This is a genomic window from Variovorax soli (assembly GCF_031454625.1).
In the GTDB taxonomy this organism is placed as follows: domain Bacteria; phylum Pseudomonadota; class Gammaproteobacteria; order Burkholderiales; family Burkholderiaceae_C; genus Variovorax; species Variovorax soli_A.
Window position 1 is genome coordinate 357,838 of record NZ_JAVDRF010000003.1, and the last position, 19,196, is coordinate 377,033.

16 protein-coding genes are annotated in these 19,196 nt (G+C 66.9%); 14 read left to right on the plus strand and 2 right to left on the minus strand.

All coding sequences use genetic code 11. The annotated features are described in order from the left end of the window. Positions 1-8 precede the first annotated feature (8 nt). Positions 9-857, plus strand: coding sequence for a fumarylacetoacetate hydrolase family protein (locus tag J2739_RS08845; protein ID WP_309900606.1), 849 nt, complete (start codon positions 9-11; stop codon positions 855-857). A 57-nt stretch (positions 858-914) separates the two neighbouring features. On the opposite strand, the gene J2739_RS08850 is transcribed toward J2739_RS08845, so the two are convergent. Further along, entirely contained in the window at positions 915-2,441 is a 1,527-nt protein-coding gene (locus J2739_RS08850) for a CoA-acylating methylmalonate-semialdehyde dehydrogenase (protein ID WP_309900607.1), read from the minus strand. Positions 2,442-2,549: 108 nt separating this feature from the next. Here J2739_RS08850 and J2739_RS08855 point away from each other — a divergent pair, with 108 nt between their 5' ends. The 13 genes from J2739_RS08855 to J2739_RS08915 all read left to right on the plus strand — a co-directional run bounded on the left by J2739_RS08855 (position 2,550) and on the right by J2739_RS08915 (position 17,576). Next, positions 2,550-3,485 carry a LysR family transcriptional regulator gene (locus J2739_RS08855; RefSeq protein WP_309900609.1) on the plus strand — a complete coding sequence of 312 codons (936 nt, stop codon included), beginning with the start codon at positions 2,550-2,552 and terminating at the stop codon, positions 3,483-3,485. 206 nt (positions 3,486-3,691) lie between these two features. After that, complete coding sequence (locus J2739_RS08860; RefSeq protein ID WP_309900612.1) at positions 3,692-6,811, plus strand: PAS domain-containing sensor histidine kinase; 3,120 nt, start codon at positions 3,692-3,694, stop codon at positions 6,809-6,811. Further along, positions 6,811-7,440: a response regulator transcription factor gene (locus J2739_RS08865; RefSeq protein ID WP_309900614.1), complete on the plus strand. Its 630-nt coding sequence runs from the start codon at positions 6,811-6,813 to the stop codon at positions 7,438-7,440. The genes J2739_RS08860 and J2739_RS08865 overlap by 1 nt, the downstream gene beginning before the upstream one ends. Positions 7,441-7,553: 113 nt before the next feature. After that, positions 7,554-7,934: a response regulator transcription factor gene (locus tag J2739_RS08870; RefSeq protein WP_309900616.1), complete on the plus strand. Its 381-nt coding sequence runs from the start codon at positions 7,554-7,556 to the stop codon at positions 7,932-7,934. A 55-nt stretch (positions 7,935-7,989) separates the two neighbouring features. Then, on the plus strand, positions 7,990-8,217 hold the full coding sequence (locus J2739_RS08875; protein WP_309900618.1) for a hypothetical protein: 228 nt from the start codon (positions 7,990-7,992) through the stop codon (positions 8,215-8,217). Positions 8,218-8,233: 16 nt separating this feature from the next. Further along, positions 8,234-8,848: a hypothetical protein gene (locus tag J2739_RS08880; RefSeq protein ID WP_309900620.1), complete on the plus strand. Its 615-nt coding sequence runs from the start codon at positions 8,234-8,236 to the stop codon at positions 8,846-8,848. A 208-nt stretch (positions 8,849-9,056) separates the two neighbouring features. Then, positions 9,057-9,743 (plus strand): TetR/AcrR family transcriptional regulator, encoded by a 687-nt coding sequence (locus J2739_RS08885; protein WP_309900621.1) that lies wholly within the window; start codon positions 9,057-9,059, stop codon positions 9,741-9,743. Between the two features lie 54 nt (positions 9,744-9,797). After that, complete coding sequence (locus J2739_RS08890; RefSeq protein ID WP_309900623.1) at positions 9,798-11,594, plus strand: acyl-CoA dehydrogenase C-terminal domain-containing protein; 1,797 nt, start codon at positions 9,798-9,800, stop codon at positions 11,592-11,594. A 65-nt stretch (positions 11,595-11,659) separates the two neighbouring features. Then, complete coding sequence (locus J2739_RS08895; RefSeq protein ID WP_309900624.1) at positions 11,660-12,094, plus strand: DUF2147 domain-containing protein; 435 nt, start codon at positions 11,660-11,662, stop codon at positions 12,092-12,094. A gap of 23 nt (positions 12,095-12,117) precedes the next feature. Continuing rightward, the gene (locus J2739_RS08900; RefSeq protein WP_309900626.1) at positions 12,118-14,553 is read left to right on the plus strand and encodes a 3-hydroxyacyl-CoA dehydrogenase/enoyl-CoA hydratase family protein; all 2,436 of its coding nucleotides are present in this window, start codon (positions 12,118-12,120) and stop codon (positions 14,551-14,553) included. Between the two features lie 69 nt (positions 14,554-14,622). Continuing rightward, positions 14,623-15,819 (plus strand): acetyl-CoA C-acyltransferase, encoded by a 1,197-nt coding sequence (locus J2739_RS08905; RefSeq protein WP_309900627.1) that lies wholly within the window; start codon positions 14,623-14,625, stop codon positions 15,817-15,819. Between the two features lie 111 nt (positions 15,820-15,930). Further along, the gene (locus J2739_RS08910; RefSeq protein ID WP_309900629.1) at positions 15,931-16,761 is read left to right on the plus strand and encodes an acyl-CoA thioesterase; all 831 of its coding nucleotides are present in this window, start codon (positions 15,931-15,933) and stop codon (positions 16,759-16,761) included. 50 nt (positions 16,762-16,811) lie between these two features. Further along, positions 16,812-17,576, plus strand: a complete 765-nt coding sequence (locus J2739_RS08915; protein ID WP_309900630.1) for an enoyl-CoA hydratase — start codon at positions 16,812-16,814, stop codon at positions 17,574-17,576. A gap of 77 nt (positions 17,577-17,653) precedes the next feature. Here J2739_RS08915 and J2739_RS08920 read toward each other — a convergent pair whose 3' ends face one another. Beyond that, complete coding sequence (locus J2739_RS08920) at positions 17,654-19,066, minus strand: hypothetical protein (protein WP_309900632.1); 1,413 nt, start codon at positions 19,064-19,066, stop codon at positions 17,654-17,656. Positions 19,067-19,196 lie beyond the last annotated feature (130 nt).

The window sequence follows — 19,196 nt, forward strand, 5'->3', positions numbered from 1 at the left end:
AGGACTTCATGAAACTCGTTCGCTATGGCAACCCCGGCAAGGAAAAGCCCGGCCTCATCGACGACAACGGCCAGCTGCGGGACCTGAGCGCGGTCGTCAAGGACATCGGCCCCGAGCAGCTCGGCGACGCCGCTCTCGCCAGGCTGCGCAAGCAGAAGACCGACAAGCTGCCGCTGGTCAGGGGCAAGCCGCGCTACGGCTGCCCGGTGGCGGGCGTGGGCAAGTTCATCGCGATTGGCCTCAACTACGCCGATCACGCGGCCGAGTCGGGCCTGCCGATCCCGGCCGAGCCGGTGGTCTTCATGAAGGCCACCAGCTGCATCCAGGGCCCGAACGACCCGGTCATGCTGCCCAAGGGTTCGGTCAAGAGCGACTGGGAGGTGGAGCTGGGCGTGGTGATCGGCGCGACCGCGCGCTATGTCTCGCAGAAGAGCGCGCTCGATTTCGTGGCCGGCTACTGCGTGATCAACGACGTGAGCGAGCGCGAATTCCAGATCGAGCGCGGCGGCACCTGGGACAAGGGCAAGGGCTGCGACACCTTCGGCCCCATCGGCCCCTGGCTGGTGACGCGCGACGAAGTGCCCAACCCGCAGAAGCTGTCGATGTGGCTGGACCTGAACGGCAAGCGCATGCAGACCGGCAGCACCAGGACCATGATCTTCAACATCGCCAAGATCGTGAGCTACCTTAGCCAGTTCATGACGCTGATGCCCGGCGACGTGATCACCACCGGCACTCCGCCCGGCGTGGGGCTGGGCATGAAGCCGCCGCTGTACCTGAAGAAGGGCGACGTGATGACGCTGGGCATCGAGGGGCTGGGCGAGCAGCGGCAGGACGTGATCGGCTTCAGGGCCTGAAGCCCGAACGGCAAAACGGCGGCCGGGTGGCCGCCGCTTTTTAGGGTGGTGCCAGGCTTACTTTGCCGTCGGCATCACGAACTCGGCGCCCTTGCCGATGCTCTCCGGCCAGCGCTGCATGATCGACTTCTGCCGCGTGTAGAAGCGCACGCCTTCCTCGCCGTAGGCGTGCATGTCGCCGAACAGCGAGCGCTTCCAGCCGCCGAAGCCGTGCCAGGCCATCGGCACCGGGATCGGCACGTTGATGCCCACCATGCCGACCTCGATGCGCCGCGAGAACTCGCGCGCCACATTGCCATCGCGCGTGAAGCAGGCCACGCCGTTGCCGAACTCATGGGCGTTGACGAGGTCCACCGCCTCCTTGAGGTCGTGCACGCGCACGCACGAGAGTACCGGGCCGAAGATCTCTTCCTTGTAGATGCGCATCCCGGGCGTGACGTGATCGAAGAGCGTGCCGCCCATCCAGAAGCCGTTGGCGCATCCCTCGCCGGCCTGCTTGCCGTCGAACTTGCGGCCGTCATGAACCAGCTTGGCGCCTTCCTTCTCGCCCTGCGCGATGTAGCCGGTGATGCGCTCGTGCGCGGCACGTGTGACGATCGGGCCCATCTCGGCGTCGAGGTTCTTGCCGTCGAGCACCTTCAGCGTGCGGGCGCGCTCGGCCAGCATCGGCACCAGCTTGTCGGCCACGTCGCCCACCAGCACCGCCACGCTGATCGCCATGCAGCGCTCGCCGGCCGATCCGTAGCCCGCGCCGATCAGCGCGTCGACCGCCTGCTCCAGGTCGGCATCGGGCATCACCACCATGTGGTTCTTGGCCCCGCCCAGCGCCTGCACCCGCTTGCCGTGGCGCGCGCCGGTCTCGTAGATGGAGTTGGCGATCGGGGTGGAGCCGACGAAGCTGATCGCCTTCACGTCGGGATGCTCCAGCAGCGCGTCGACCGCCTGCTTGTCGCCCTGGACCACGTTGAACACGCCGTCGGGCAGGCCCGCTTCCTTCAGCAGCTCGGCGATGCGCAGCGAAGGGCTGGGGTCGATCGGGCTGGGCTTGAGGATGAAGGCGTTGCCCGCCGCGATTGCCACCGGGAACATCCACATCGGCACCATCACCGGAAAGTTGAAGGGCGTGATGCCCGCCACCACGCCCAGCGGCTGGCGCAGGGTCCAGTTGTCGATGCCGGTGGAAACCTGGTCGGTGTAGTCGCCCTTGAGCAACTGCGGGATGCCGCAGGCGAACTCGACGATGTCGATGCCGCGCGAGACCTCGCCCTGCGCGTCGGTGAAGACCTTGCCATGCTCGGCCGTGATGAGATGGGCCAGCTCGTCCTTGTGCTCGTTGAGGAGCTGCAGGAACTTGAACATCACCCGCGCACGCCGGATCGGCGGCGTGTCGGCCCAGGCCGGGAAGGCGGCGCGGGCGGCAGCGACGGCGCCCTCCACGTCGGCGCGGGCGGCCAGCGATACGCGGCCGGTGACGGCACCGGTGGCGGGATTGAAGACGTCCTGCGCGCGCGCGGACGCGCCGCCGGCGCGCTGGCCGCCGATGAAATGCGTGATGGGGGTCGGGACGGAGGGCTGCTTGGTCATGGCGGGTCCTGTGGGGGGCTGGGAGTTCCGCGAGTCTAGGAAGGGCGAGGCCTGTTGCCAAGGCGGCAGGCTTGAACTGATTGTTCGCAATCGTGAACAATCCACCCCATGAACGGCAAAAATATCGAGCTGCTCTGGACCCATCTCCATTGGCTGACAGTCCTGGCGCAGCAGGGCAGCTATACGGCGGCCGCGGCCCGGCTGAAGGTGAGCAAGGCCGCGATGAGCCAGCGCATCGCCGAGCTGGAGCGCGCCGCGGGCGTGCCGCTGGTGCGCCGCACCACCCGCAGCGTGCGCCTGACGGATGCCGGGCAGCGTCTGGTGGACGACACCCGCGCGCCCTTCGAGCAGATCGCCCACAGCTTCGCGGGCGTGCGCGACCTGGCCGGCGTGCCGCGCGGGCTGCTGCGCGTGACGGCGCCGGTGGCCTTCGCGCGCCAGCAGCTGGTGCCGCGGGTCGCGGATTTCCTGCGTGCCAACCCGGAGGTGCGGCTGGCACTGGACCTCTCCGACCGGCTCAGCGCACTGGCGGTGGAAGGCTTCGACCTCGCGATCCGGCACGCGGCCTCGGTGCCCGACACGCATGTGGCCTGGCAGCTGTGCGCCACGCGCTCGGTGCTCGTCGCAAGCCGGGCCTACCTGCGCCGCCGCCCCGCGCCGCAGACGCCGCAGGCGCTGTCGGAGCACGACTGCCTGCACTACCCGCGGGCGGACACGCCGGCCTGGACGCTGGAGTCCTCGCACGGGCGCCGCGCGCCCGAGTGCGTGACGATTCCGGTCGCCGGCCCCTTCGCCGCCAACAACAGCGAGGCCCTGCGCGACGCGGCGCTGGCCGGGCTGGGCATCGCGCTGGTGCCCGACTTCAGCGCCCAGGCCGCGCTGCAGGCGGGCAGGCTGGTGCAGGTGCTGCCGCAGTGGACCCCGGTGGGCGCCTTTGCCGGACAGCTCTATGCCGTGCGCCCGTACGCCAGCCACGTGCCGCGGGCGGTGACGGTGTTCGTGGCATGGCTCAGGGCGTCGTTGAAGGACGGCTTTGCGGCTTGAACGCCGAGGTCCCTGGTGGCGAGGTCGTCACTGCCCGGCGCGCGGCACGCAAAACCGACCTGGTCGACGCCGTCCGTGCTTCGCCAGTGACAGCGGACGCGAGGGCGTTCAAAATAGCCCTCGCCACTATCCAAGGAGGAGCCGGCTTACCACCGGCCACGCGAGATGCTGCGGCTCACGTGCCGCGACGCCGATCGGAGTCGCTCGTGACGAAATGTAAAGACGACGAAACGCTGTCGCGCGCTGCGCATCAGCCTTTCGAGCGGCAGGCAGCAGCTTTGCCGCGCGAGCATGCCGACCTGCTGAATCTCACGCACGACGCCATGATCGTGCGCAACATGGACGCTGCGATCACGTACTGGAACCGTGGCGCCGAGGAGATGTATGGCTGGACCGCCGAAGAGGCGCTCGGCCAGTCCGCGCCCGAGCTGCTCAAGACCCTCTCCGCCGTCCCGTTCGAGCAGATCGTGTCGCAGGTGCTGAGCATCGGCCGCTGGGAAGGCGAGCTGGTGCATTACAGGCGCAACGGAACGCCGGTGGTCGTGGCGAGCCGCCTGGCCTTGCAGCGTGACGAGCACGGCAAACCCGTGGCGATCCTCGCGACCAATACCGATATCACGGAGCGCAAGCGTGCCGAGGAGGCCCGGCAGGATCTCGAGGAGCAATGGCGGGCCGCCTTCGAAGCGAATCCCACGATGTACTTCATCATCGACGAGGGCGGCGCCATCCTGTCGGTGAATCCGGTCGGCGCCGAGCAGCTGGGTTGGCGCGTGAACCAGCTGATCGGCCAGCCGGTGCTGAACCTGTTCTACGAAGCCGATCGTGCATTCGTCCAGGGAAACGCCGATGAGGCTTTCCAGCGGCCGGGTCACGTGATGCGCTGGCAGGCCCGCAAGGTCCGCAGGGACGGCACGTTGCTGTGGGTCCGGGAGTCGGCGAATGCGGTGATGCTCCGGGGCGGGCCGGTGCTGCTCGTGGCGTGCGAGGACATCACCGAGCGCAAGCACGCCGAGGAGGCCTTGCGCGAGAGCGAGGAGCGCTTCCGAACGCTCGTGCAGTTCTCTTTCGACGTGTATTGGGAGAGCGACGCCCAGCATCGCTTCACGCGGCAGGAATATTCCGCGAAGTTCGACCGAGCGCCCGCCCCCGGCTCGGAGATCGGCAAGACGCGATGGGAGGTGCCCTATCTGGAGCCGGACGAGGAGGCCTGGCGCCGCCACCGCGCCATGCTCGATGCCCATGTTCCGTTCCGCGACTTCGAACTCGCCCGGGCCACGCCCGACGGCGGCATACGGCACGTGGCGGTATCCGGACTGCCGATGTTCGACGAGGCGGGGCGCTTCCTGGGCTACCGCGGCGTCGGCCGCGATATCACCGAGCACAGGCGCGCCGCAGATGCGCTGCGCCGCAGCGAGAAGGAGCTTCGGGAGGTGCTCGACACGATGCCGGCGATCGCCTTCGTCACCAATGCCGACGGCTCCGGTGTGCTCGTCAACCGGCGTGGGAGCGAGTACACCGGCCTCTCGCTGACCGAGGCGAACTGGCTGGATGCCATCCATCCCGAAGACCTGCCCGGCTACGTGCAGCTGCGGGCGCATCACATGGCGACCGGCGAGCCCTTTGAGCAGGAAGCGCGCGTTCGCCGCGCGGACGGCGAGTACCGCTGGTTCCTGAGCCGTTCCGAGCCGATGCGCGGCGAAGGTGGAACGATCCTGAAGTGGTATGGAATCCTGACCGACATCGAGGATCGCAAGCGCGCGGACGAGGAGCTGCGCGAAAGCGAAAGCCGATACCGGCACATCTTCCAGGGCGCGGGCGTCTCGATCTGGGAAGAGGACTTCTCCGCCGTCCAGGCGGCCATCGACGAACTCAAGGCGCAGGGCGTGGGTGACTTGCGCGGGCACCTTGCGACGCATCCCGAGTTCATCCGGCGGGCCATGGCCCTGGTGAAGGTGCTCGACGTGAACGACGCGACCCTCGAGATGTTCGGCGCGCAGAGCAAGGAAGAGCTCCTGGGGTCGATGCGCAAGGTGCTCCTGCCGGAGAACATGCAGGTGTTCGCGGAAGAGCTGTGCGCTTTCGCGGAGGGCCGGCCTTCCTTCGCGGCCGAGGCGGTGCTCGGAACCTTGAAGGGCGACACCCTGTCCGTCGTCTTCACGATGGCCTTCCCGCCGCGGGCGGCCAAGTTCGGCAGCACGCTGGTGAGCATCATGGACATCACCGAACGCAAGCGGGCCGAGTACCTGACGCGCCAGGTCTTCGAGAGCGCCTCCGATGGCGTGGCCGTGATCGGCCGGGATTACCGCTATCAAAGGGCCAATGCGGTCTACGCGCGGACTTGGAGGGTACCGGCCGAGAAGATCGTCGGCATGCATGTGGCCGACATCTTCGGGACCGACTTCTTCGAGCGCACCGTGAAGCCGAGTCTCGAACGCTGTTTCGCCGGGGAGCAGTTCACGTTCGCAGAATGGTTCACGACCGAACAGGGGCGTCTTTACCTCTCGGTGTCGTATTCGCCGCTGCGGCTCGGGTCGGAGCGGCTCGAGGCGGCGCTCGTGATCACGCGCGATCTCACGCACCACGTCCTCGCCTCGGAAGCCCTGCGCGAGGCGCAGGCGGCGCTTGCGCGGGTCAACCGCGTGACCACGCTCGGCGTGCTCGCGGCCTCGATCGCGCACGAGGTCAACCAGCCGCTCGGGGCGATGGTCGCAAGCGCCGGGTCCTGCGCGCGCTGGCTCGCGGCCCGGCCGCCGGAGCTCGACAAGGCACAGCGCTCGCTGGAACGCATCGCCAGGGACGGCAAGCGCGCGAGCGACGTCATCGACCGCATCCGCGCCCTCGTCATGCGCCAGCCGCCGCGGCGGGATCGGGTCGACGTCAACCAGGTCATCCTCGACGTGATTGCGTTCACGCGCGACCAGATCCGCCGCAACGACATTGCGCTCGAAACGACGCTTGCCGATGGCCTGCCGCCCGTGTGGGGCGATCGGGTGCAGCTCCAGCAGGTGGTCATGAACCTCATCGTCAATGCCATCGAGGCCATGAGCGGTCCGGGCGATCGCCCGCGGGAGTTGGCCATCGGCACGAGCGAAGCGGAGGGCGGTGTGTGCGTCGAGGTGCGCGACTCGGGCCCCGGCATCTCGGCGGCGATCGGGGACAAGCTGTTCGAGCCCTTCCACACCTCCAAGGCGCAGGGCATCGGCATGGGCCTTTCGATCAGCCGGTCGATCATCGAAGCCCACGGCGGCCAGCTCTGGAGTGCACCCAACCAGCCGCACGGCGCCGTGTTCCGGTTTTCGCTGCCGGCGGGCCAACGGGAGCCGTAGTGGCGACCGAGCGGCCCGTCGTCTTCGTGGTCGATGACGACCTGGCCATGCGCGAGGCGCTGCAGGACCTCCTCGCCTCGGTCGGCATGGACGTGCGGCTCTTCGCCTCGACGCAGGACTTCATGCAGGCGCAGCGCCCCGACGCGCCCGGCTGCCTGGTGCTCGACGTGCGGCTGCCCGGCGCAAGCGGCTTGAGCTTCCAGGAAGAGCTTCCGCGCGCCGGTGTCGACCTGCCGGTGATCTTCATCACCGGCCACGGCGACATACCGATGACCGTGCGCGCCATGAAGGCCGGCGCGGTCGAATTCCTCAGCAAGCCCTTCCGTGACCAGGAGCTTCTCGACGCGATCGACGCCGCGATCGAGCGGCACCGCGCGCAACGCCGCGAGAAGGCGCTGGTCGCGGAACTCCGGCAGCGCTTCGCCACGCTGACCCAGCGCGAGCGCGAAGTCATGGCGCTGGTGAGCGCCGGGCGCGTGAACAAGCAGATCGCCGCCGAGCTGGGCATCAGCGAGGCCACTGTCAAGGTCCACCGCGGGCAGATCATGCGCAAGATGGGCACCGCATCCCTGGCGCAGCTCGTGCGCATCGCGGACACGCTCGGTCCCTCGAAGGCTTCCGGCGCCTGACGGGCCTGCCGGCCCTAAACCAAAGTCGTAGAGCGCGCGACGCATGTGCAATGGTCTTGCGCGGGCGATCGGCCTACTCTTGCGCCAACGCTCAAGACCCCCAAGGAAATCCAGTGCCCAACAACCCGTGCATAGCCATCGTGGACGACGATGAATCGGTTCGCGACACCACCAAGGACCTGCTCGAATCCGCCGGCTTGTCCTGCGCCGCCTTCGACTCCGCCGAGAGCTTCCTGCAATCGAAGGGCACCTGCGCCGTCCGGTGCCTGGTTGCCGACATGCGCATGCCGGGCATGTCCGGGCTCGAGCTGTACACCCACCTGGCCTGCGCCGGCACCCCGATCCCCACGGTCCTGATCACCGCCTACTCCGACGAACAGGCGTGCGTGCGCGCCTTGAAGACCGGCGTGACCTGCTTTCTGGCAAAGCCCTTCCGGCCGGAGGACCTCCTCGCCTGCATCGAAACCGCCATGCGCCAGCTCGATCCCGCGTGAGGCGCACGACATCCCTTCCTGGAGCTGCTTCATCGAAATGAACCACGAGGACACCATGCACGCCGCCCCCAATTCATCCGTTTCACAGCCCGCATTCGAGCTGCGCTTCCCTTCTCTCAGCGGCACCGGCCGTGCCCTGTCGTTTCCCTGCGATGCCAGCGGCTCGGTGCACATGGACAGCTTGAGCGCGCGTGCACTGAACAACTACCTTCTTGCGCGTGCATTGATGGGCCGCGACTACGGTTGGCCCAGCGTGCAGGCCTCGTGCCAGGCGCAATCCTGAAACGACCGGGCAAGCGATGAGCGATCGCCGTGTCGACATCCCGGGCGGCGGGGTGCCGTTCCAGAATTGGCCGCCGCAGGTCTCGCTCGGAAGCGAAGAGGAGGCGGAGGCCGATGGCGCCGTGAAGGTGATCATCGGCGTCGCATCGCCCGCGCTTCTGAGCGGCCTCGAATCGCTGGTGAGCGACACTGCGGGCCTCGTTCTCGGGTGCTCGGCGCCCACGACGGACCGCCTGCTCGCCTGCTGCATGGAGGCCGAGGACTGCATCGCCCTGGTGGATCCCACGCTCGGTCCACAGGGTCTGCGCGCGTTCATGCAATTGCTCCGCATGGTGGCGGCCAGGGTCCGCGTCGTGCTCATCAGCGACATGCATTCGCCGCACATGGTGCGGGAAGCGCTCCGCTGGGGCGCCAGCGGATTCGTCGAGAAGACCGCCCAGCCCGCCGAGATCCGCGCCGCGCTGGTCGCGGCCGCCCGTTCGCAACGCTACCTTTCGCCGGGAATGGCAGCGGACCTGGCCGATTCCTCCGTGCTGCGGGACCTGAGCCCCCGCGAGAGGCATGTGCACGCCCTGCTCACGCGCGGCGACTGCAACAAGCTCATCAGCTCATTGCACCCGAACTGGCAGTGAGGGCGCGCCTGCTGGCGGGCTGAAGGCGACGGACCCAGCCGCCCGCAAGCCGCTCGTCTCACGGTGCATGCCTTCCACGGCGACGGCTCGCAGATGCCGGTACTGCGCGGCCGATAACCTTCCGGCGCTGTCGGGCTTTCATCGAGGCGGCGGTCAAAGCCCTGCAAAATAGAACGATCGTTCGTTTTATTCCAGGTCAACCGACACCATGCCCGCCGCCGCGCCTCGCAAGGCCTCCCGTGCGCCCCAGAAAGGCCAGCAGACCAAGGCCGTCATCGTCGACGCGGCCCTGAACCTCGCCGCCCAGATCGGGCTCGAGGGCCTGTCCATCGGCGCCCTGGCCGAGGTCACCGGCATGAGCAAGTCGGGCGTGTTCGCCCATTTCGGCTCGCGCGAGGAACTGCAGATCTCGGTGGTCCGCGAATACCACGCGCGCTTCGAGCAGGAGGTGTTCTACCCGGCGCTGCAGGCGCCGCGCGGACTGCCGCGGCTGCGCGCGCTGTTCGCCAACTGGATGAAGCGCACCTCTGCCGAGATCGACTCGGGCTGCATCTACATCAGTGGCGCCGTCGAGTTCGACGACCGGCCGGGACCGGTGCGCGATGCGCTGGCCGAGTCGGTGAACATCTGGCTGGCCGCGATGCTGCGCGCCGTGCTGCAGGCGCAGGAGGAGGGACAGGTGCGCGCCGAGGCCGACGCCAAGCAGATCTCCTTCGAGATCCACGCGCTGATCCTGGCGCTGCACTACGAGGCGCGCTTCCTGCGCTCGCCCGATTCGCTGGCCCGCGCCAACGCCGGCTTCGACAACATCCTCGCGCGCTGCGCCATGCCGGAAGCGCTGGCCGCTCCGGATTCCGCAGCGGCCGCTTCGCGCCGGCTCAAGCCGGTGCGCTGAGCGGCACACCGTCGCTTTTTTTCGAACTCTTTTTTCTTTCCCGGAGATCCTTTCATGCCCGCCTACAACCCGCCCCTTCGCGACATGCAGTTCGTGATGCACGAAGTGCTCAAGGTCACCGACGAGTTCAAGGCGCTGCCCCGGCACGCGGAGGTCGACGCCGACACCATCAACGCGGTGCTGGAGGAGGGTGGCAAGTTCGCCGCCGAAGTGACCTTCCCGCTCAACATCCCGGGCGACGAGGAGGGCTGCGTGCTCGACAAGACCACGCACGAGGTGAAGACGCCCAAGGGCTTCAAGGAGGCCTACGCGAAGTACGTCGAAGGCGGCTGGGCGGCGCTGTCCTGCGATCCGCAGTATGGCGGCCAGGGCCTGCCCTTCGTGGTGAACCAGTGCTTCTACGAGATGCTCAACTCGGCCAACCAGGCCTGGACCATGTACCCCGGCCTTTCGCACGGCGCCTACGAAGCCCTGGTCGCGCACGGCACCGAGGAACAGAAGAAGACCTACCTGCCCAAGCTCACCAGCGGCGAGTGGACCGGCACCATGTGCCTGACCGAAGCGCACTGCGGCACCGATCTGGGCCTGCTGCGCACCAAGGCCGAGCCGCAGCCCGACGGCAGCTACAAGCTCACCGGCAACAAGATCTTCATCTCGGCGGGCGAGCACGACATGGCCCGGAACATCATCCACCTGGTGCTGGCTCGCCTGCCGGATGCGCCGAAGGGCAGCAAGGGCATCAGCCTGTTCGTCGTGCCCAAGTTCAACGTCAACGCCGACGGCTCGCTGGGCAGCCGCAACGGCATCTACTGCGGCGGCCTAGAGCACAAGATGGGCATCCACGGCAACGCGACCGCGCAGATCGTGCTGGAGGCCGCCACCGGCACGCTGGTGGGCGAGCCCAACAAGGGCCTGGCCGCGATGTTCGTGATGATGAATGCGGCGCGCCTGGGCGTGGGCAACCAGTCGCTCGGCCTGACCGAGGTGGCCTTCCAGAATGCGCTGGCCTATGCCAAGGACCGCGTGCAGATGCGCTCCCTGTCGGGCGTGAAGGCCAAGGACAAGGAGGCCGACCCGATCATCGTGCACCCCGACGTGCGCAAGATGCTGATGACCGCCAAGGCCTATGCCGAAGGCGGCCGCGCGCTGCAGATCTTCTGCACGCTGCTGCTGGACAAGGAGCACCACCACACGGACGAGAAGGTGCGCAAGGACTCGGGCGAACTGGTCGCGCTGCTCACGCCCATCGTGAAGGCCTTCATCACCGACAACGGCCACATCTCGACCAATGCCTGCATGCAGGTGTTCGGCGGCCACGGCTTCATCAAGGAATGGGGCATGGAGCAGTTCGTGCGCGACAACCGCATCAACATGATCTACGAGGGCACCAACACCATCCAGTCGCTCGACCTGCTGGGCCGCAAGGTGCTGGGCAACAACGGCGCCACGCTCAGGAAGTTCGGCAAGCTGGTGGCGAAGCTGGTGGAGGAGGAGGGCGTGAACGAAAAGATGAGCGAGTTCATCACGCCCATCGCGGTGCTGGGCGAGCAGCTCACCAAGTTCACGACCGAACTGGGCTTTCGCGGGTTCCAGAACCCCGACGAAGTGGGTGCCGCGGCGGTGGACTACCTGCGCGTCGCCGGCCACTTCGTGTTCGGCTATTTGTTCGCGCTGCAGGCACGCGTGGCGCTCGCCGCGATCGCGGCCGGCAACACCGATCCTTTCTACCAGGGCAAGCTGCAGACCGCGCGCTTCTACTTCGCGAAGCTGTTCCCCGAGACCGCGACGCTGATGCGCACCGCCCGGGCCGGCGCCGCGCCGCTCATGAACACCGACGCGGCCCTGGCATGAGACGCCGGGCCGCTCCCGGGGCGACGACCGCAGCGCGCAGCGCGGGGGGTTGCTCCATGACCGCCATGAAGCGCCTTCTTCTTGCGACGGCCGCCCTGGTGTGGACCGGCTCGGCCCTCGCGCAGATGACGCCGGTCGGCGTCTGGCAGAGCATCGACGACAAGACCCACGAAGCCAAGTCGCAGATCCGCATCGCGGAGTCGGGCGGCGTGCTCACCGGCCGCATCGAAAAGCTGCTGCGCAAGGAAGCGAAGCAGGATGCGGTGTGCGACGAATGCACCGACGACCGCAAGGGCAAGCCGCTGCTGGGTCTGGAGATCATCCGCGGCGCCAGGAAGGCCGAGGGCAAGGAGGTCTGGGAGGACGGAAAGATCCTGGACCCCGAGAACGGCAAGAGCTACACGCTGCGACTCACCCCCGTCGACGGCGGCAACAAGCTCGAAGTGCGCGGCTCGGTGCTGGGCATCGGCCGCACGCAGACCTGGGTCCGCGTCCAGTAAGACATCTATTTGTTGGAAATTCCATGTCCAGATTCCAAGTGAAAAAGGTCGCCGTGCTCGGCGCCGGCGTGATGGGCGCGCAGATCGCGGCGCATCTCGTCAATGTGCGGGTGCCGGTGGTGCTGTTCGATCTCCCGGCCAAGGGAGACGGCGCGTCAGCCCCGTCTTCTTCCTCCAAGAACGCCATCGTGGCGCGCGCGATCGACAACCTCAAGAAGCTCAAGCCCGCGCCGCTGGGCGACGCGGACGACGCCGCGCTGATCGAGCAAGCCAACTACGAAGACGACCTCGCGAAGCTCGGCGAATGCGATCTGGTGATCGAGGCGATCGCCGAGCGCATGGACTGGAAGCTCGATCTCTACAGGAAGATCGCGCCGCATGTGGCCAGGCACGCGATCCTGGCCTCGAACACCTCGGGCCTGTCGATCACCAAGCTGAGCGAGGCGCTGCCCGAGGCGCTCAAGCCGCGCTTCTGCGGCATCCACTTCTTCAACCCGCCGCGCTACATGTTCCTGGTCGAGCTGATCGATACGCCGACCACCGAGCCGCAGGTGCTGGACCAGCTCGAGGCCTTCGTCACCAGCGCGCTGGGCAAGGGCGTGGTGCGCGCGCACGACACGCCGAACTTCATCGCCAACCGCGTGGGCATCGCCGGCATGCTGGCGACCCTGAAGGAGGTGGAGAAGTTCGGCCTCACGCCCGACGTGGTGGACGACCTCACCGGCAAGAAGCTGGGCCGCGCGAGCTCGGGCACCTTCCGCACGGCCGACGTGGTCGGCCTGGACACCCTGGCCCATGTGGTGAAGACGCTGCAGGACAACCTGAGTGCCGAGACCGATCCGTTCTACGCCAACTTCGCGACGCCGCCGGTGCTGGCCAGGCTGCTGGCGTTGGGCAACCTGGGGCAGAAGACCCAGGCGGGCTTCTTCAAGAAGGCCGGCAGGGACATCCTGCGCTTCGACCTGCAAGCCAACGCAGGGAAAGGCGACTACGTGCCCTCGGGCGAGAAGGCCGACGAGGTCTACGGCCGCATGCTCAAGAAGCCGGCGGCCCAGCGACTGAAGCTGCTGCGCGAGAGCGAGGGTGCGCAGGGCCGCTTCCTCTGGGCCATCCTGCGCGACAGCTTCCACTATGCCGCCGTGCATCTGGCGACGATCGCCGAAAGCGCACGCGACGTCGACCTCGCGATGCGCTGGGGCTTCGGCATGAAGCAGGGCCCGTTCGAGCTCTGGCAGGAAGCGGGCTGGGCACAGGTCGCGACGTGGATCCAGCAAGACATCGATGCCGGCGAGGCGCTCGCCAGCGCACCGCTGCCCAAGTGGGTGTTCAAGGGTCCGGTGCCCCAGGCCGGCGGCGTACACACGCCCGAGGGCTCGTGGAGCGCCTCGCAGCAACGGTTCGTTCCGCAGCGCCGCCTGCCGGTGCACGCGCGCCAGCTCTTCCCCGAAAGCGTGCTGGGCAGCAACGCGCCCGACGCCAACCAGGCCGGCACGACGATCCAGGACGAGGGCGGAGTGCGGCTCTGGACGCTGGACGGCGAGGTGCTGATCGCCAGCATCCATTCGAAGATGCACGCCATCAGCCCCGACGTGGCCGATGCGCTGGCGGCCGGCGTCGAGCTGGCCGAGCGCGAGTACAAGGCGATGGTGATCTGGTCGCCGGACGAGATGTTCTCGGTCGGGGCCGACCTGCAGGCCATGCTGCCGGCCTTCGTGGTTGCCGGCATCGGCGCGGTCGAGGGGGCGGAGCAGGAGCTGCAGAACGTGATGCTCAAGATCCGCTACGCCGGCGTGCCCGTCGTGTCCGCCGTGCGCGGCATGGCGCTGGGCGGCGGCTGCGAGCTCGCCATCCATTCTGCGAAGCGCGTCGCGGCCATGGAAAGCTACATCGGCCTGGTCGAGGTCGGCGTGGGCCTGGTGCCCGGCGCCGGCGGCCTGACCTACATCGCGCGCCGCGCGGCCGAGAACGCGGAGACTTCCACCGGCAGCGATCTGCTGCCCTTCCTGACCGAAGGCTTCACGGCCGCGGCCATGGCCAAGGTCGGCACCAGCGCGCTGGAGTCGAGGAAGCTTGGCTACCTGCTGGACAGCGACGTGATCGTGCCCAACAAGGACGAGCTGCTGTACGTCGCACTGCAGCAGGCGAGGGCGATGGCGGATGCCGGCTGGCGGCCGCCGATGCGGCGGCTGTTCAAGGTCGCGGGCCGCAGCGGCGCCGCCACCATCCAGGGCCAGCTGGTCAACATGCGCGACGGCGGCTTCATCAGCGCGCACGATTTCCACATCGCCGGACTGATCGCGCACGTGGTCACGGGCGGTGATGTCGACGCCGGCAGCCTGGTGAGCGAGGAGTACCTGATGGCGCTGGAGCGCAAGGCCTTCTGCTCGCTGATTCTTCATCCCAAGACGCAGGAGCGGATCATGGGGATGCTGAGCACGGGGAAGCCGCTGCGCAACTGAGCACGGGACATGAGCCCGCCCCCTCCCCCGCAGTCGGACGAGGGGGCAAGACACCAAGGACCTTTCGCCATGAATCAACGCCAAGACGCCTACATCGTCTCCGCCACCCGCACCCCGATCGGCCGCTCGCACCGCGGCTTCTTGCGCAACACGCGCCCCGACGACCTGCTCGCGACCACGCTGAAAGCGGCACTGGCGGCCGTGCCGGGCCTGGACCCGAAGGCCATCGAGGACATCGTCTGCGGCTGCGCCATTCCGGAAGCCCAGCAGGGGCTCAATGTCGCGCGCATCGGCGCGGTGCTCGCGGGCCTGCCCACCAGCATCGGCGGCATCACCGTCAACCGCTTCTGCGCCTCGGGCCTGTCGGCGGTGCAGATGGCGGCCGATCGCATCCGCGTCGGCGAGGCCGAGGTGATGATCGCCGCCGGCGTCGAGAGCATGAGCATGGTGCCGATGATGGGCAACGCGCCCTCGCTCTCGCCCTCCATCTTCGAGCGCGACGGCGACATCGGCATTGCCTACGGCATGGGCCTGACCGCCGAGAAGGTCGCGCAACAGTGGAAGGTCGGGCGCGAGGCGCAGGACGCCTTCGCGCTGCAGTCGCACCAGCGCGCGCTGGCCGCGCAGCAGGCCGGCGAGTTCGCTGGCGAGATCACGCCGATCGAGGTGACCGACCGCACGCCCGACCTGGAAAGCGGCGAGGCCGTCGCCAGGTCGCGCACCGTGTCGCTCGACGAAGGCCCGCGACCCGACACCAGCCTCGAAGGCCTGGCCCGGCTGCGCACCGTGTTCGCCGCGCGCGGCACCGTCACCGCCGGCAACAGCTCGCAGACCTCCGACGGCGCCGGTGCGCTGATCCTGGCCAGCGAGAAAGCCTGCAAGCAGTTCGACTTGCGTCCGCTGGCGCGCTTCGTGAGCTTCGCAAGCAAGGGCGTGCCGCCGCACATCATGGGCATCGGCCCGATCGAGGCCATTCCGGCGGCGCTGCGCTACGCCGGCCTCCCGCAGGACGCGATCGACTGGATCGAGCTCAACGAAGCCTTCGCCGCGCAGTCGCTGGCGGTGATCGACACGCTGGGCCTGGACCCGGCCAAGGTCAACCCGATGGGCGGCGCGATCGCATTGGGCCACCCGCTCGGCGCGACCGGCGCCATCCGCTCGGCCACCGTGGTGCACGCGCTGCAACGCAGGAAGCTCAAGTACGGCATGGTCACCATGTGCGTGGGCATGGGGCAGGGCGCAGCCGGCATCTTCGAGCGGGTCTGATCGCGTCACGCACACGACTGACCGAGCGCCTTCGACGGAGCACACTGCGACCATGAGCAGCCGAGCCGTTCACAACGCGAATACCGGAGCGCGAAGCGCGGAGGACACCGAATGACCACACACCCCCTGGACCGGGCCCTGGCGCTGGCGCACAGCGACATCCGGGCCGGTCTGTTCACCGGGGCCACCAGTGCCGACTACTGGAACATGGTGGGGCCCTTCGGCGGCACGACCGCGGCGGCGATGCTGCAGTCGGTGCTGAAGCATCCCGATCTGCTCGGTGCGCCTGTCGCGCTGACGGTGAACTACGCAGCGGCGCTGGAAGCCGGCGCCTTCGAGCTCCTGGCCGTGCCGGTGCGCACCAATCGCTCGACGCAGCACTGGACGATCCAGATGTCGCAGGCCGACGCCGAGGGCCGGCCGCAGGTGGCGAGCACCGGCACCGCCGTCACCGCCCTGCGGCGCGAGACCTGGGGCGCGAGCGACCTGCCCATGCCCGAGGTGCCGCCGCCGAGTGAGGTCGAGCGCCTGAGCATCGGCCCCGGCAAGGTGGCATGGCTGGACCGCTACGAGATGCGCCCGATCAGCGGCACGATCCCGACCCATTGGGACGGCAGCGGCGACCACAGCGAGACCCGCATGTGGCTGCGCGATGCACCGGCCCGCCCGCTCGACTTCGCGGCGCTGGCGGCGCTGTGCGACTGCTTCTATCCACGCGTCTGGCTGCGCCGCGCCAAGCCGGTACCGATCGGCACGGTGTCGATCACCACCTATTTCCATGTCGACGCCGCGCAGCTCGCCGGGGTGGGCGACGGCTATCTGCTCGGCCGCGCCACCGGACAGCAGTTCAGCAACGGCTACTTCGACCAGGCTGCGCAACTCTGGAGCGAGGCCGGCGCGCTGCTGGCGACCTCGAACCAAATCGTCTATTTCAAGGAGTGAAGGCCGCGGGGCCGACGACTTCTTCCACTTCTTTGCAGCAAGGAAAAAACATGAGCGACATCCTCGTCCACGTCGAAGCCGGCGTGATGACCCTGACCTTCAACAGGCTCGACAAGAAGAATTCGATCACCAGCGCCATGTATGCCGCGCTGGCCGACGCGCTTTCGAAGGCCGCCGAGGACGGTGCGGTGCGCGCCGTGCTGATCCAGGGCGATGCCACCATCTTCAGCGCCGGCAACGACATCGGCGACTTCCTCAACGCGCCGGCGTCGACGCCGGAGTCTCCGGTGTTTCGCTTCCTGCATGGCATCGCGAGCTTTCCGAAGCCGCTGGTGGCGGCCGTGTGCGGCCCGGCGGTGGGTATCGGCACCACGATGCTCTTCCACTGCGACCTGGTCTATGCCGGCGATAACGCTGCCTTCTCCATGCCCTTCGTCAACCTGGGCCTGTGCCCGGAGGCGGCGTCCAGCCTGCTGGTGCCGCAGATGTTCGGCTACCACCGTGCGGCCGAGGCGCTGCTCCTGGGCGAGCCCTTCATGGCCGAGGCGGCGTTGGAGGTCGGCCTGGTCAATCGCGTGGTGCCGCCCACCGAAGCCAATTCCATCGCCCAGGCCCAGGCGCGCAAGCTGGCGGCCAAGCCGCTGTCGGCGCTGATCGAGACCAAGCGGCTGATGAAGAAGGCGCAGCAACCGGCCGTGCTCGAACGCATGGACGAGGAAGGCCAGTGCTTCGGCCGCATGCTGCGCGAGCCGGCGGCGAAGGAGGCGTTCACGGCTTTTATGGAAAAGCGGAAGCCCGATTTTTCGAAAGTTTGAAACTGACGACCACACGCAGGGTGGCCATAAAAGCCGAAGGCGAAGTCATTCGTCGTACCGCGACGACGGCCGGTATCTCAGTCCTCGAAGAAACGCGGTAGGTTGGAAATCAGCCCACTAGCCTTCAGACTGTCGACATGCCGCTCTCGAAACTCCCCCCAAAGAGTATTCATGGCCTTGGCGACTTCTTCATAGCACGCCTCCTTTGCCTTGCGAGGCGTGGTTTGGTCAATGCGTGGAATGAGAAAGCCCGACTTGTTCAGCAGCGGGATCGCGTCGGCTACCCAAAAATCTTTATTGAAGACATTCCTGACGCGTTCAAGGAAGGAGGACTTTGAGTTCGGAGGCGGACGAAGCATCGCCTCGAACGTGGGGCTCTCGTGGAGCATGTAGTGGAGCACTACCAGATCTCTCTTCACGTTCATAGCAGACAGGTTGCATTCCGGATCCAGGATTCTGACAAAGATCGGCTTCAACTTCTGGGCAATGTGCGTTAACACCGGAGTCTCGTTCAGCATGAAGTCCAGATGTCCGTCCTCGTGGGTCAAGAGGGCAAAAAAAGAGCCCATGATGAGATTGTCATGAAAGGAGTAGGGCTTATCGATAGCCGCGCTCAGCAGAACCTTGCCATGAGAAACGGCATACAACATAGCCACCAAGCCCTGCGCGCCGCGGGGCAAAGCGGAAGGAATAACAGAATTTTTTACTACCTCAGGGTCCGATTCGTCGTTCCGGCACAGGCAATTCTCGTAGAGCGTCATGTCTGCGGGCGTCAACGGCTCCGGCGAGAAGAGATTGCTCCTCATCTCATTGCCGGTCACATAGCTAAATATCGACCCGGTCCACGGCGCCGCCACCTTCTCCGCTTCAACGTCATCCAGTTCATTCATCCACTTCTGCGTCTGGTTCGCGGCGTCCGCAAGCATGGCATGCACAAACAGCAGGAAGCAGGCTTTGTCCCGCGTCGGCCGGAAGTCACCAGGCTTGACCAGCACATCCAGCAGGTTCCTCTCGAGAGTCGATAACCTCTCCACCATGCTCGTGATGAACCCCACTTGCTGTTCCAGCTTCGTGTGCAGAGGGGATCCAAGTGACGATTCCTGAAGCAAGTTCTTGTACCGCTGATTCGCCTCGCTGATCTTGATGCCCAGGGGCTGGAGCAACTCGACAGATTTTTTCAGCAAGTAGCACGCCGGCCGGTCATGCTCGGGCTGGCCGGGTTGAATCTCACCCTTTTCGATCTTGTCGAAAAGTTCCATGTTCAGCATGCATTGGAAGCTGCCGTTATCAAAGGTGCCCTCACCCATTTCGCAGACCTCGTGGTCATGGAGGTATCGACTAATATCGTCTTTTGTGTAGGGTGGCTCCACCTCTTTGACATCCTTCAGGCTGTGGATCGGCGCAGATAGCTGGCCGTGGCCGGGTACGTCCTTCAGGGTTATCTTCCAAGCGGAAGGGGAGAAAGCAATTTTTTGGGAGAGGGAGTTCAAGCAAGGCTCCGTATCGTGATCCACGACAGTTTGTTGGATCGCTCAGTTCGTACCGCGAAGAATCTGCGTTCCCTCAGTTCATGCCTCAAACGGGCTTTTTGCACGGAAAAATCACCCGAAGAATCCAGTT